At 41.9% G+C, this 12,332-nt stretch carries 15 protein-coding genes, 1 tRNA gene and 1 pseudogene; 10 read left to right on the top strand and 7 right to left on the bottom strand.

Annotated features, from left to right (window positions below; translation table 11 throughout):
- The 4 genes from HZC12_08005 to HZC12_07990 all read left to right on the top strand — a co-directional run.
- On the top strand, positions 1–1,311 hold a 1,311-nt coding region (locus HZC12_08005), incomplete at its 5' end, for a GAF domain-containing protein (GenBank protein MBI5026646.1).
- A gap of 153 nt (positions 1,312–1,464) precedes the next feature.
- Entirely contained in the window at positions 1,465–1,743 is a 279-nt protein-coding gene (locus tag HZC12_08000; protein ID MBI5026645.1) for an integration host factor subunit alpha, read from the top strand.
- Positions 1,744–1,795: 52 nt separating this feature from the next.
- Positions 1,796–2,146, top strand: a complete 351-nt coding sequence (locus HZC12_07995) for a MerR family transcriptional regulator (protein MBI5026644.1) — start codon at positions 1,796–1,798, stop codon at positions 2,144–2,146.
- Positions 2,147–2,249: 103 nt separating this feature from the next.
- Positions 2,250–2,326, top strand: a tRNA-Pro gene (locus tag HZC12_07990).
- Here the strand turns inward: HZC12_07990 and HZC12_07985 are convergent.
- From HZC12_07985 to HZC12_07970, 4 genes are all read right to left on the bottom strand, one after another.
- The gene (locus HZC12_07985; GenBank protein ID MBI5026643.1) at positions 2,327–3,358 is read right to left on the bottom strand and encodes a deoxyguanosinetriphosphate triphosphohydrolase; all 1,032 of its coding nucleotides are present in this window, start codon (positions 3,356–3,358) and stop codon (positions 2,327–2,329) included. It lies immediately after the preceding tRNA gene.
- Entirely contained in the window at positions 3,355–3,765 is a 411-nt protein-coding gene (locus HZC12_07980; protein ID MBI5026642.1) for a type II toxin-antitoxin system VapC family toxin, read from the bottom strand. The genes HZC12_07985 and HZC12_07980 overlap by 4 nt, the downstream gene beginning before the upstream one ends.
- Positions 3,752–4,039 (bottom strand): type II toxin-antitoxin system Phd/YefM family antitoxin, encoded by a 288-nt coding sequence (locus tag HZC12_07975; GenBank protein ID MBI5026641.1) that lies wholly within the window; start codon positions 4,037–4,039, stop codon positions 3,752–3,754. The genes HZC12_07980 and HZC12_07975 overlap by 14 nt, the downstream gene beginning before the upstream one ends.
- 427 nt (positions 4,040–4,466) lie before the next feature.
- The gene (locus tag HZC12_07970; GenBank protein MBI5026640.1) at positions 4,467–5,828 is read right to left on the bottom strand and encodes a thymidine phosphorylase; all 1,362 of its coding nucleotides are present in this window, start codon (positions 5,826–5,828) and stop codon (positions 4,467–4,469) included.
- 158 nt (positions 5,829–5,986) lie between these two features.
- Between HZC12_07970 and HZC12_07965 the strand changes: the two genes are divergently transcribed.
- The 6 genes and pseudogenes from HZC12_07965 (at position 5,987) to HZC12_07940 (ending at position 9,891) form a co-directional block, all read left to right on the top strand.
- The gene (locus tag HZC12_07965; protein MBI5026639.1) at positions 5,987–6,226 is read left to right on the top strand and encodes a hypothetical protein; all 240 of its coding nucleotides are present in this window, start codon (positions 5,987–5,989) and stop codon (positions 6,224–6,226) included.
- Positions 6,210–6,473, top strand: coding sequence for a type II toxin-antitoxin system RelE/ParE family toxin (locus tag HZC12_07960; protein MBI5026638.1), 264 nt, complete (start codon positions 6,210–6,212; stop codon positions 6,471–6,473). The genes HZC12_07965 and HZC12_07960 overlap by 17 nt, the downstream gene beginning before the upstream one ends.
- Positions 6,474–6,795: 322 nt before the next feature.
- Positions 6,796–8,547, top strand: coding sequence for a sigma 54-interacting transcriptional regulator (locus HZC12_07955; GenBank protein ID MBI5026637.1), 1,752 nt, complete (start codon positions 6,796–6,798; stop codon positions 8,545–8,547).
- A 210-nt stretch (positions 8,548–8,757) separates the two neighbouring features.
- Entirely contained in the window at positions 8,758–9,237 is a 480-nt protein-coding gene (locus HZC12_07950; GenBank protein MBI5026636.1) for a DsrE/DsrF/DrsH-like family protein, read from the top strand.
- A gap of 28 nt (positions 9,238–9,265) precedes the next feature.
- Positions 9,266–9,508, top strand: coding sequence for a sulfurtransferase TusA family protein (locus tag HZC12_07945; protein ID MBI5026635.1), 243 nt, complete (start codon positions 9,266–9,268; stop codon positions 9,506–9,508).
- Positions 9,509–9,531: 23 nt separating this feature from the next.
- Positions 9,532–9,891, top strand: a pseudogene (locus HZC12_07940) (outer membrane protein transport protein).
- An 85-nt stretch (positions 9,892–9,976) separates the two neighbouring features.
- Here HZC12_07940 and HZC12_07935 read toward each other — a convergent pair.
- From HZC12_07935 to HZC12_07925, 3 genes are all read right to left on the bottom strand, one after another.
- The gene (locus HZC12_07935; GenBank protein ID MBI5026634.1) at positions 9,977–10,675 is read right to left on the bottom strand and encodes an ABC transporter ATP-binding protein; all 699 of its coding nucleotides are present in this window, start codon (positions 10,673–10,675) and stop codon (positions 9,977–9,979) included.
- 33 nt (positions 10,676–10,708) lie between these two features.
- Positions 10,709–10,945, bottom strand: coding sequence for a hypothetical protein (locus tag HZC12_07930; protein ID MBI5026633.1), 237 nt, complete (start codon positions 10,943–10,945; stop codon positions 10,709–10,711).
- An 89-nt stretch (positions 10,946–11,034) separates the two neighbouring features.
- Complete coding sequence (locus HZC12_07925) at positions 11,035–12,258, bottom strand: lipoprotein-releasing ABC transporter permease subunit (protein MBI5026632.1); 1,224 nt, start codon at positions 12,256–12,258, stop codon at positions 11,035–11,037.
- Between the last annotated feature and the right edge of the window lie 74 nt (positions 12,259–12,332).

The following is a 12,332-nucleotide window of genomic DNA, read 5'->3' as shown; positions in this document are numbered from 1 at the left end:
TTCGGAGACAGATATAAATATTATGAGGCTATTGCTGACTTCAGTAAGGAGATAATAAGAATCCTCGACCTCGAGAAACTCCTTAAGGGTCTTATAGACCTTATGGTTAAGACTTTTGGCGTTGAAAAGGCTGCTATTTTTCTGCTCAATGAGCATGGCGATTTCAGCCTCCAGGCATCATATGGCATAAACAGAAATATCGAGAAAATTGAGGATATAAAACATATAGATGCAGCAGATATTTTAAATTGTCCCTGCCGACCAGGTTCAGGAAAACAGAATGGAACTATGGCAGGCATGAAAAAGGCATGGCTAAAAGGAGAATACAACAATCATAAATTTGACAGTATCATGGAAAAGCTCGGCGCAGATGTATGCATACCCTTCATTATAAAAGAAAAAAAGGTGGGCTTTCTTACCCTGAGCGAAAAGAGAAACCATGAGATGTATAACAGCGAGGACATTGAACTCCTTACCTCCCTTGCAAATCAAGCAGCCATTGCCATAGAAAATGCAAAACTCATAAAAGAGATAGAAAAATCCAGAGAATTACTCCAGCGGACTGAGCAGCTTTCAATCGTCGGTAATCTCGCCGCAAGGATCGCCCATGAGGTCAGAAACCCCCTTGTAGCTATAGGGACATTTATCCAGATGCTTCCACACAGGTTTGATGACCCTGAATTCAGGACAGACTTCTATAAAATTGCACTTGAGGAATTCGGGAGGATTAATGGTCTGATTAATGAGCTTTTAAACTTTGCAACGCCAAAAGAGCCGAACTTTGTGGAGGAAAACCTTCATGATGTGATTGAAAAAATGCTCCTCCTGACCACACCGAAAAGCAAGCAGAAAAATATTTTAGTTATAAGGGATTATGACCCCTCTGTGAGGCTTGTCTGGATGGACGCCGAGAAGATGAAACAGGTATTTCTTAACCTTATATGCAATGCCATAGAGTTCAATTCCGAGGGAGGCACCTTAACTGTTCGCACAAAACGCATTGAGCATGGGGGCAATACCCCCTTTGTGCAGATAGAGATTATAGACACAGGCATAGGCATACCAAAAGAAGATGTCAGGAGGATATTTGATCCCTATTTTACAACAAAACACAAAAGCACAATTCATAAGGGCGCCGGGCTTGGCCTTTTTATCTCACACCAGCATATAACAGAACACCATGGCACTATTGAGGTGGACTCTAAAATTGGCAAGGGAACGACTTTCAGAGTAAAGATGCCGATTAACAGAATGGCACTAAAGCCACAAACTGAAAAAATACCCACAAAAAAAGAGCTAACTGTCCAATAAATTAACATTTAAGGGATTTAGGCATGGGCTCCTACATAGCTTACCCACCGTGTGTTAAACTAATTCTTCTTGACAACGCCTGTATCTCCTTTTATAATTTAAATAATTTTTAACACCAATTGCAGAAAGGATTCGTGTCTGGAGGGATTTACTATGACAAAAGCAGACTTAGCAGATGTAATTTATGAAAAGGTAGGCCTTTCCAAAAAGGATGCTATAGGAATAGTTGAAGTGCTTTTTGAGACAATGAAAGGCATCCTTTCAGAGGGAGAATCAATTAAAATAACCGGTTTTGGCACTTTTCTTGTCAGAAAAAAGGGTGCAAGAAAAGGCAGGAACCCAAAAACAGGCGTGGAGCTCCAGATAGACCAGAGAAAAGTAGTCACCTTTAAACCCAGCCTCCAGTTTAAAGCCCTTGTAGAGAAAGGATAATCAGGTAAATAGAGCGCTTTTAAAAGTGCTCTATAAATATAGAGGGTTAAAAATGCAACCTTTACCTGAAAAAAAGGCTATCCCAGACAAACTATTTTACAAGATAGGCGAGGTCAGCAGGATAGCAGGTGTTGAGCCATACATCTTAAGATACTGGGAAACTGAATTTCCGTTTCTTAAGCCCCGCAAAAACAGTGCTGGCCAGCGTGTTTATATAAAAAAAGACCTTGAGCTTGTGCTTCAGATAAAGAATCTCCTGTATCAGGAAAAATACACTATTGCAGGGGTTAGACGAAAGCTCGGGGAAACCCTGCCTGGAAAAGGTCTATATTCAAAAGAGCTAATTGAACGAATAAAGAAAAGGCTCAGGGAAGTACTGAAAAACCTCGAAAAACCCATCTAAAGCGTTTATTGAGTTTATAGCGTTTATTGAGTTCAGCGTTCGGAGTTTCAAGAGTTTTGTCTCATAAACGCTATGAACGCACAACGCTATGAACTCTAAACTTCGGGGCGTGGCGCAGCCTGGTAGCGCACTCGCTTGGGGTGCGAGTGGTCGCCCGTTCAAATCGGGTCGCCCCGACCATTAAAATACCATCCACGGCTGAGGCAGAAAGAGCTTCTCATACATCATTAAGGCAAATCTGTCAGTCATGCCTGCAATAAAATCACAAACTCTTCTTTCTTTACTGGCAATAACTTCCATCGGTATCTCTTTGAGAACTTCATCAGGATGCAACACGTAATAATAATAGAGGTCAGAGAGAATTTTTTTTGCCTTTTTGAATTCCTTTTTTGTTGCCTCGCCCTCATAAACAGTCTTAAAAAGAAAATCCCTTAGCTTATAAGTTGTTTTCTCCATTCCTCTGCTCATCTTAATCTCTTTTAAATCTGACGAGATGGTGCTGTATATCACATCTTTAACCATTGTATCAATTCTCCTGGCCTGGGTCTCGCCGATTTCGAAAAATTCCTTTGGAATATCCGACTTTTTAAGCACCCCTGCCCTCATCGCATCATCGAGGTCATGGTTTACATAAGCTATTACATCAGATACCCTTACAATCTGCCCTTCAAGAGTCTCTGCTTTATCTTTAGCAGAGGAGAAGATATTCCCCTTACCTTTAGAATGTCTCAGAATACCGTTTCTTACTTCATGTGTCAGATTAATGCCCTGACCGTTCCTTTCAAGCACATCCACAACCCTCAGGCTCTGCTCATAATGTTCAAAGCCCTCGGGGTATATCTCTCTCAAAATCTCTTCCCCTGCGTGTCCGAATGGGGTGTGGCCGAGGTCATGGCCGAGGGAAATAGCCTCTGTCAGATCTTCATTTAATCTGAGGGCCCTTGCAATAGTTCTGGCAATCTGCGAAACCTCCAGGGTATGAGTCAACCTCGTCCTGTAATGGTCGCCCTTTGGCGCAAGGAACACCTGTGTCTTATGTGTAAGCCTCCTGAAGGATTTTGAATGTATTATCCTGTCCCTGTCCCTCTGAAAGCAGGTCCTTATCTCGTCTTCCTTTTCTTTCTTAGCCCTGCCTTTACTATTTGCACTAAGACATGCCTTCGGATGAAGTGTCTTTCTTTCTATAGCCTCTGTCTGCTCACGAATTGTCATTCTTTCCTTATCCAATTTTCGACCTTTAGCCCTGGTATTTTTAAGAAATGTTTTATATTTCCTGTAACCAATGTGAGACCGGAGGCTAAGGCAATAGATGCAATCCTGAGGTCCGGCTCCATTACAACCCTTCCCTTTTTCTCCATTTCAGCCCTGAGTTTTCCATATTTGTAAGCTGATTCGTCGTCAAAAGGAAGAATGTTTACATTAGGCCAGACGAACCTGTCAAGCTTCTCCAGAAAATATTCAGGGCGATTGCTTTTATAGGCGCCATATACAAGCTCGCCCACAGTTATAGTTGTTGTGAATTGCTCTTCAGGAGTAAGCTGTGAAAGGCGTAGCAATAAGTCGGACGATGGGTTTTTCCTTAGAATATTGCTTAAAACATCAGTATCAAAGAGAAACACTTACCTTCCTGTCATATGCCTTTTTCCTGGCCTCATAAAGTTCCTTGATAAAGTCATCAATACCTTCAAACTCTCCCCAGGCGCCTACAGCGGCCAGTAAGCCCTTCTTTTTCCCTTCTTTTATTTTAAGCCTCTTTAAATCCTCAATGCTCACAAGGGCGACCGTAGGTTTCCCCTTACGCTCAATGATAAAACGCTCTTTCTGATATAGCACCTGCCCCATCAATTCCGAAAACCTTTTCTTTGCCTCTGCCACACTTACCACTTTTGTCATTGAAACCTCCTCGTGTCATAAAGTCATAATGACATTATAGATGCTATGTCAGCAATTGTCAACACTTTGTACTCGTTCAATACATATGAGACAAAATACGAGAAGACAAAAATCGTTTAAAACTCAAGGGTTGATAATTATATGTCATTCCCGCGAAGGCGGGAATCCAGTCCTTTTAACCAATTTTTTAATATCTTTTTCTGGATTCCTGCTTCCGCAGGAATGACGCATTATTTCAAACATTTGCTGAATAGTTGCACTTTATTTTGTCTCATGTGTATCCGAACTTATTCAGGCTTGAACTGTCATCTCATAATCCATTATGCATTAAGAAAACCACAGAGTTCTTTAGAGCTGAAGCTCGGAAGAGCTGAAGTTTCTTCAGCACTTCAGCTCTTTTTCTCTCAGTGCCTCTGTGTCTCTGTGTTTATTCCACTACATCCAAGACCATCTTTCTCTTATCCGGCGCTGTCTCCCCCAGAGAAATGCCTTCTAAAAACATATCTTCTGCCTCTTTAATTTTATCCTCATCAACAGCATAAAAATAAGCGAGCAAATCGCCTTTTTTGACAAAATCTCCAACCTTTTTCTTGAGGAGTATCCCTGCAGCAGGGTCTATAATTGAATCTATCCTCTCCCTTCCAGCACCGAGGAGCATGGAACACAGGCCAACAACTTCAGCATTCATAGAATGAATATAACCCTCTCCTCTGGATAAAATATCCCCTCTCAAACATGAATATGGCAGGTAGCGTGCATCTATAACCTGAGGATTCCCTTTCTGGGCGATGATAAGCTCCCTGAATTTTGACAGGGCAGAGCCATTTTTTATAAACCCTGAAAGTTTTTCTTTATATGCCTTTATACTTTTTTCCATTTCACTTTTCACTTTTAACTTCTCACTTCTAACTCGGTTGCGAGTCGTACCGACTTCCTCTGCTATCTTTAGCATAAATGCTCCAAGGGTCAAAGTAACTTCCATTAAATCCTCAGGCCCTTCTCCCTTTAATGCATCAATGGCCTCTCTCACTTCAAGGGAGTTCCCTACAGCCATGCCGAGGGGCTCATTCATGTCTGTTATTACAGCCACAGTCTTAACTCCCATGGAATTTCCAATATTAACCATGGCCCTCGCAAGCATCCTTGCATTATCCATGGTCTTCATAAAGGCTCCTGAGCCAACCTTTACATCAAGGACAAGGCCATCAAGCCCTTCAGCAAGTTTTTTTGACATTATACTGCTTGCGATTAATGGTATTGCCTCTACTGTTGCAGTAACATCCCTAAGGCTGTAAAGCCTTCTGTCGAGGGGAGCAATCTCATCTGTCTGCCCTATCATTGCACAGCCTACTTTTGAAAGCACATCTTTAAACTCATCAATCCTTAAGTTAACCCTGAAACCAGGAATTGACTCAAGCTTATCGAGTGTCCCTCCTGTATGACCGAGCCCCCTGCCTGACATCATTGGAACTATAACCCCTGCCGAGGCCATAAGGGGAGCAAGTATAAGGCTTACTTTATCTCCAACACCGCCTGTGCTATGTTTATCAATCTTTGGCCCGGGTATCTGGGATAAATCGAGGACAGCGCCAGAGTGAAGCATAATATCTGTAAGATGAACTGTCTCCTCAGCAGTCATGCCTTTAAAAAACACAGCCATCAGAAAAGCAGAGACCTGATAATCAGGAATATCTCCTTTGAGATAGGCATTTAAAAAAGTTTTTAGCTCCTCATGGCTGAGACTTAAACCGTCTCTTTTCTTTTTAATTATATCGTAAGCCCTCGCCATCTAAGCAGTATAGCAAATTTTATTAAATCCTAATTCCTCTAACACTTACCAAAGAAGGGATGGGGATTTTTAACAGCCGCGACGGCCGTCCTACTGTCGCTCGCTTGACACTAATCCTTTAATCGCTTATACTACTAATAGTTTTAGGAGGTGATATTATGTCAACAGCTACAATCCGTATTCCAGAGGATAAAAGGGACACCTTGAAGATTATCGCAAGTATAGAAAAAAGGGATATGAAAGAGATAATCTCTGAGCTTATTAATGAGTATATTGAGAGGCATAAAGAGACCCTTGATCTTCTTTCTAATCCTGAATGGGTAACAATGATCAAAAAGGGCAAAGAAGAAGCAACAAAGAAAATCAAAGGGAAAACCCTTAGTGAACTGGAAGATTGAAGTTAAACCAACAGCAGAAAAGCAATACTTAAAACAGGACAAAAAGACCAGAAGCAGAATCAAGAAAGCTTTACAGGAATTAGAAGAAGGAAACCCTTTATTGCATCACAATGTTAAACCCCTAACAGGGCAGCTCCAGGGTGATTATCGTCTGAGAGTTGGAGATTGGAGAATCTTATTCACGCCAGAACAGGAGAGAAGGATTATCCATGTTTATGCAATCCTTCCCAGAGGTGATGCATATTGAGATTGAAAATCTTAACATCTTTAAATTTTCATCCTTCAATCTTCTCATAAAAGGGGAAAACAGAACATGACTTTTTTCATAACCATAGAAGTAGGGAGTCCAACAGGGCGTTGCATTTTGAAACTTTACGGCCTGTTGCCCAAATATTTATCTTCCAAATTGCTGTTCTTTTGTGTCATTCCCACGAAAGTGGGAATCCATAAGTTGTTGAATTTACATAGACTGGATTCCCGATAGAAGCATTCGGGAATGACATCTGAGGTTTGGGCAACAGCCCGTTTACAGTTGACACTTTCCTCTCATATTTTTTAAAGTTGATTTTATGAAAATAAACGCAAACACCTTCCATCCTTTTATCCTTGAAAGTATTGCAGAGGGAATCGTAGTCATAGGGCTGGACAGAAAAATTATCTTTACCAATGAAATGGCTGAAAAACTCATAGGCATACCTAAAGAGACCATGGAGGGAATGCCATGTAACAAGGTGATGAAAAGTGATCTGTGCTCAAAAGATTGTCCACTTGATTCTATTGTTAATAATAGCAATAGTGTTTTTCACTTCAATATAAATCTTTATAAAAATAACGGCTCATCTGTTCCACTTTGCCTAAACATTGCACCTTTGAAAGATAAAGGCGGCAACATCCTCGGAATCATAGAAAACTTCAGGCCAATGAGTGTTCTTCTTGATGTAATAAAGTCATTAGAAAAAAACAACATCATCCTCACACAGGAAAAAAGCAGGATAGACTCGATTATAAACAGCCTTGCTGACGGTGTGTTTACAACAGACAGGGAGATGCGCATAACGAGCTTTAACGAAGGGCTTGAAAGACTTACAGGACTGAAACAACAGGATATTCTTGGCCTATTTTGTAAAGAGGTTCTAAAAGGTGATAACTGCAATAGCGAATGTCCTTTGTCCTGGACGCTAAAGAATGGTTATGGTTTAGCCAGGTACAGGGAAAGGATTGTGGACAATAATGGGAATACAATCCCTGTATATATCTGCACTGCCTTTTTAAGAGACCACGCAGGCGAGGTTACCGGGCTGGTTGCAACAATAAAAGACGCCTCTGAGATAGAGAACCTTAGGAAGGAGTTAAACGACAGGTATCAGTTCTCAAATATCATAGGCAGAAGCAAGACCATGCAGGAAATCTTTGAGTTAATAGAAATAATAAGCGATACAGACTGCGCTGTTCTCATTCAGGGAGAAAGCGGAACAGGCAAGGAGCTCATAGCGAGGGCTATCCACCATAATAGCCAGAGAAGGGATAAACCTTTTATAAAGGTAAACTGCACTGCCATAGTCGAGGGCCTTTTTGAGAGTGAGCTTTTCGGCCATGTCAAAGGGGCTTTTACAGGAGCCATAAAAGATAAAACAGGAAAGTTTGAACTCGCAAGCGGTGGAACAATCTTCCTCGATGAGATAGGCGACATGCCCCTTACTTCCCAGCCAAAGCTCCTGAGGGTTCTTCAGGACAGGGAATTTGAAAGGGTTGGCGATACTGAAACAAAAAAAGTAGATGTCAGGGTTATAGCCGCTACAAACAGAGACCTGAGGTGTGACATAAAAAATAAAAAATTCAGGGAGGACCTTTTTTACAGGCTCTGTGTCGTTCCAATAGAAATGCCCTCTCTAAGAGAGAGAAAGGAAGATATCCCCTTGCTCATTAATCACTTTCTGGAAAAGTGCTCAATGAAATTCTCTAACAGGCAAAAGATTACAGAGGTCTCGCCAAAGGCAATGTTAGCCATCATGGAGTATGATTGGCCCGGCAATGTCAGGGAGCTTGAAAACACAATAGAACACGCTTATATACGCTCAACAACTAATATGATTGATTTTGAATCTCTACCGCCGTATATAACAAATACTTCAGTACAGGAGCTATCAGCAATTGAAATGGAGAAAGAACCAAGGTACCGTGAAGATATCGAGAAACTCTTTATAGAAAAACGGCTAAAAAGATACAACGGTAACAAAGCCAGAACAGCAACCAGTCTCGGCCTCAGCAGAACTACCCTCTGGAGAAAATTAAAAAAATATAACATATCCGTTACGGACTGAAACGCTCACCTCTTAAAATGTTTCACCTTTAAAACATACCCATCTGTTGTCTTATCTAATATCTTTATATAAAACAATAAGTTAATCCTACCTGATAAAAAACATTTCTCCTGGTATTCAAGTTGCTCAATCAATACATGTCTTACTAAGTGAATTGTTTCAAAATGAAAACTATTTTTAAAAATTACGATAACTACAAAAGGAGGAACTATGAAAAATGGAAAGAAAAGGATGGCCATTATTGCCTCAAAAGGAACCCTTGATATGGCCTACCCTCCACTTATCCTTGCTTCTACCGCGGCTGGAATGGATGTAGAGGTGGGAATATTTTTCACACTATACGGTGTGGATATAGTAAACAAAAAGAAAAACCATTCACTAAAAGTTGCTCCCATTGCAAACCCTGCGATGCCATCGCCTGTTCCCTTCCCAAACATTCTTGGAGTTCTGCCAGGGATGACACCTATGGCAACGATGATGATGAAGGGGATGATTAAGAAGATTAACTGGCCAACCATTCCTGAGCTTTTAAAGCTCTGTTTGGACTCAGGCGTGAGGATGATTGCATGCGCCCCCACCCTGGAGATGACTGGAGTAAAAAAGGAGGATTTAATAGAAGGGGTTGAAGTGGCAGGCGCAGCGGAGTTTTTGGATTTTGCCCTTGATGCAAACATAAATTTGTTTATTTGAATGATTGTGATAGATGGAGGTGAGAAATATGAACAAATCAGAGGCTAATGTCTTTCTGGACTGTAAGGGATTAAACTGCCCGATGCCCGTAGTGAAGATAAAGAAAGCGCTGGATTCCTTGGAAAGCGGGCAGGTTCTTTTAGTTGAGGTAACAGATAAAGGCGCAAAGGCGGACATTCCCGCAATGCTCAAAAGAACAAACTCCGAACTGCTCGGCATGGAGGAGAAGGACAATGTCTTTACCTTTTTAATTTTTAAAAAAACAAAGTAAATAACTGACGGGGGGAGAAAAGACATGAAACAACTAAGAAACGGTTTGGCTGGTCTGATGTTAATGTATGGAAATTTGGCTTACAGTATCAGGCGACCGATAAACTCGCTCTGCGTGCAGGCTATAACCACACTGATAACCCTATCGAAGCGCGAGACGTAACATTAAATATTATTGCTCCTGGCGTGGTTCAGAACCACTACACTGCAGGTCTGACTTATCAGGTAGGCAAAAGCTCTGAACTGACAATTGCTTACATGCACGCAGCCAGAAACTCGGTAACAGGATCAAGCCTCTTTAATACCTTTGGTGTTGCTGCAGGTAACGAAAGAATCTCAATGCACCAGAACTCCTTGGGCATTGCATTTGGAATGAAGTTTTAGCTCTCTCTTTATTAAGGGAGGGGCATTGCCCCTCCCTTGTAAGAATAATCGTTAGAAGTTGGAGAGAGTTTCCGGTTTTAAGATTTCAACCTGCAATCTTTCCATCAAGCATCCTGACAATCCTGCTACATCTTTCAGCAAGGGTTTCATTATGGGTGACGACGATAAAAGTAATACCTTTTTTATTAAGCTTGACCATAAGGTCAAAAAGCTCCTCACCTGTGTGGGTATCGAGATTCCCAGTGGGCTCATCAGCAAGGACAACCTTTGGTGCTAAGATAAGCGCCCGTGCAACAGCAACTCTCTGTTGTTCTCCGCCTGAAAGCTCCCCTGGCTTGTGGTCTCTTCTCTCATATATGCCAAGCTCATCGAGGAGCCCCTCAGCGTTTTTTAGGATTTCTTTATAACTTGAACCCCTGAACCCTTGAACCCTTGAACCCATACCTATGAGTGCTGGCATCATTGTGTTTTCCAGGGCTGTGAATTCTGGCAGGAGGTGGTGAAATTGAAAAACAAAGCCGACTGCCTTGTTTCTAAAATTCGCCAGGGTATCATTTTTAAGCCCAGTGATGTCTACATCTCCATAAAAGACCTCTCCTGCTGTGGGCCTGTCAAGTGCACCGAGTATGTGCAGGAAAGTGCTTTTGCCCACGCCAGAAGGCCCCATAATAGCAAGCATCTCACCCTCATTAATATCAAGGTCTATGCCCTTTAGAATATCGAGGGATCCCCCTGCAATTGTGAAGGACTTATGTAAGCCTCTTATCCTGATAAATGGTTGCATTAATCTATATCATTTCCAGCAGAATTATTATTCTCACTCGAATTTATCTTTGAGTTTTTCTACGACTTCCTCTGCCTTTTCTCTGCCCTCTCTGACCTTATCAGCCTTTTCCCCAATCTCTTCACTCTTTTCTTTTATAACTTTACCGGCATCCTCTGACTTTTCCCCAAACCACCTGAACTTTTCACCGCCACTCAAGAGAGCAAGGCTGATAAACACTATTGCCGCGATGATAACCAGGCATATCAGCCTCCGGATAAGTTTAAACATCTAATCCCCTCACCCCATCCTTGGTTTATTTTGTCTCCTTTACCTCTTCTCTCTGACTGTTGACTTACGACTTACGACTCACGACTGTTTTACTCATACCTCAACGGCTCTACAGGGTTCAGCCTCGATGCCTGCCAGGATGGATACAGGGTAGCAAGGAAACTGATAAGAATAGCTGAAGCAGATACAATGACAAAATCAAACACCTTCATTTTTACTGGCAGGTGACTCAGATAATAAACATCTGCAGGAAGGCTTATAAACTTATAAGTCGCAAGCAGGTAACAGGCTCCATAACCACCAATAAGGCCCAATACTGTGCCAACCACGCCTATTACAAGACCCTGTATCATAAATATAGTCATAATGCCTTTGCTCGTTGCCCCCATGGCTTTCAAAATAGCTATTTCCCTGGCTTTCTCAATAACAATCATCACAAGTGTGCTCACAATATTAAAGGCTGCCACAAGCACTATTAAAACGAGTATTATAAACATGGCGATTTTCTCGAGCTTTAATGCAGAAAAAAGATTCCTGTTGAGTTGCATCCAGTCCTTTGTATAGTAAGGAATATCAAGGCCTTTTTGTATCTCCTCTGCGACTTCTTTGACCCTGTACAGGTCATCCACCCTTACCTCAATGCCTGTGACCTCTTCCGTCATATCAAAAAACTCCTGGGCACTCTTAAGAGAAATGTATGCGAGGTTTGCATCGTATTCAAACATGCCAGCCTCAAAGATACCAACCACTCTAAACTTTTTCATTTTCGGAAGCATACCGAGGGGGCCTATATCGCCGAGCGGGGAAACCACATTTACCTCATCGCCAATAAACAGGCCCAGATTCCTTGAAAGCTCCCTGCCCAGGATTATGCCGGGTATCTTTTTATCTTCGGTAAGTGCATCAACACTGCCCTCTTTGAGATTCTTAAGTATATCCGTAGTCCTTACTTCTAATTCAGGCTCTATGCCCCTCACAACAACGCCGCGGGCCCTTTTGCCAAAGCTGAGCATTGCCTGACCATAGATAAAAGGCGCGGAATGATTAACACCTTTTACCTTTACAATCTCTTCTGTCAGGGCTTTGTAATCCTTTATCTTTCCACCATAATTCAGGACAACGAGGTGGGCATTTACACCTAAAATCTTTTTCTGCAGGTCCTCATGAAAGCCGCTCATCACGGAAAGCACTATTATAAGGGCCATCACACCGAGGGCAACCCCTGCAATAGATATCGCAGTGTTAACAGAAATACTCCTGCGCCGCCTCCTGGCCCTTAAATACCTAAGTCCTATAAAAAGCTGATAAGGCAAGGAAAGTGTCGAGTGACGTCTGCCTGGGGCGGAGACGAGTGACGGGTTTTTCTTGGATTTCTGTTCACTGTTCA

The organism is Nitrospirota bacterium (assembly GCA_016214385.1).
Classification (GTDB): Bacteria; Nitrospirota; Thermodesulfovibrionia; order UBA6902; family JACROP01; genus JACROP01.
The sequence above is the reverse complement of the archived record's forward strand: the minus strand, read 5'-3'. Positions and strand labels throughout refer to the sequence as shown.

Coding starts and splice junctions, on each gene's coding strand:
- HZC12_07970 (MBI5026640.1), bottom strand. CDS start 5,828: ATGGCGAGGGCTTACGATATAATTAAAAAGAAAAGAGACGGTTTAAGT.
- HZC12_07965 (MBI5026639.1), top strand. CDS start 5,987: ATGTCAACAGCTACAATCCGTATTCCAGAGGATAAAAGGGACACCTTG.
- HZC12_07935 (MBI5026634.1), bottom strand. CDS start 10,675: ATGCAACCATTTATCAGGATAAGAGGCTTACATAAGTCCTTCACAATT.
- HZC12_08000 (MBI5026645.1), top strand. CDS start 1,465: ATGACAAAAGCAGACTTAGCAGATGTAATTTATGAAAAGGTAGGCCTT.
- HZC12_07995 (MBI5026644.1), top strand. CDS start 1,796: ATGCAACCTTTACCTGAAAAAAAGGCTATCCCAGACAAACTATTTTAC.
- HZC12_07950 (MBI5026636.1), top strand. CDS start 8,758: ATGAAAAATGGAAAGAAAAGGATGGCCATTATTGCCTCAAAAGGAACC.
- HZC12_07975 (MBI5026641.1), bottom strand. CDS start 4,039: ATGACAAAAGTGGTAAGTGTGGCAGAGGCAAAGAAAAGGTTTTCGGAA.
- HZC12_07945 (MBI5026635.1), top strand. CDS start 9,266: ATGAACAAATCAGAGGCTAATGTCTTTCTGGACTGTAAGGGATTAAAC.
- HZC12_07955 (MBI5026637.1), top strand. CDS start 6,796: ATGAAAATAAACGCAAACACCTTCCATCCTTTTATCCTTGAAAGTATT.
- HZC12_07985 (MBI5026643.1), bottom strand. CDS start 3,358: ATGACAATTCGTGAGCAGACAGAGGCTATAGAAAGAAAGACACTTCAT.
- HZC12_07930 (MBI5026633.1), bottom strand. CDS start 10,945: ATGTTTAAACTTATCCGGAGGCTGATATGCCTGGTTATCATCGCGGCA.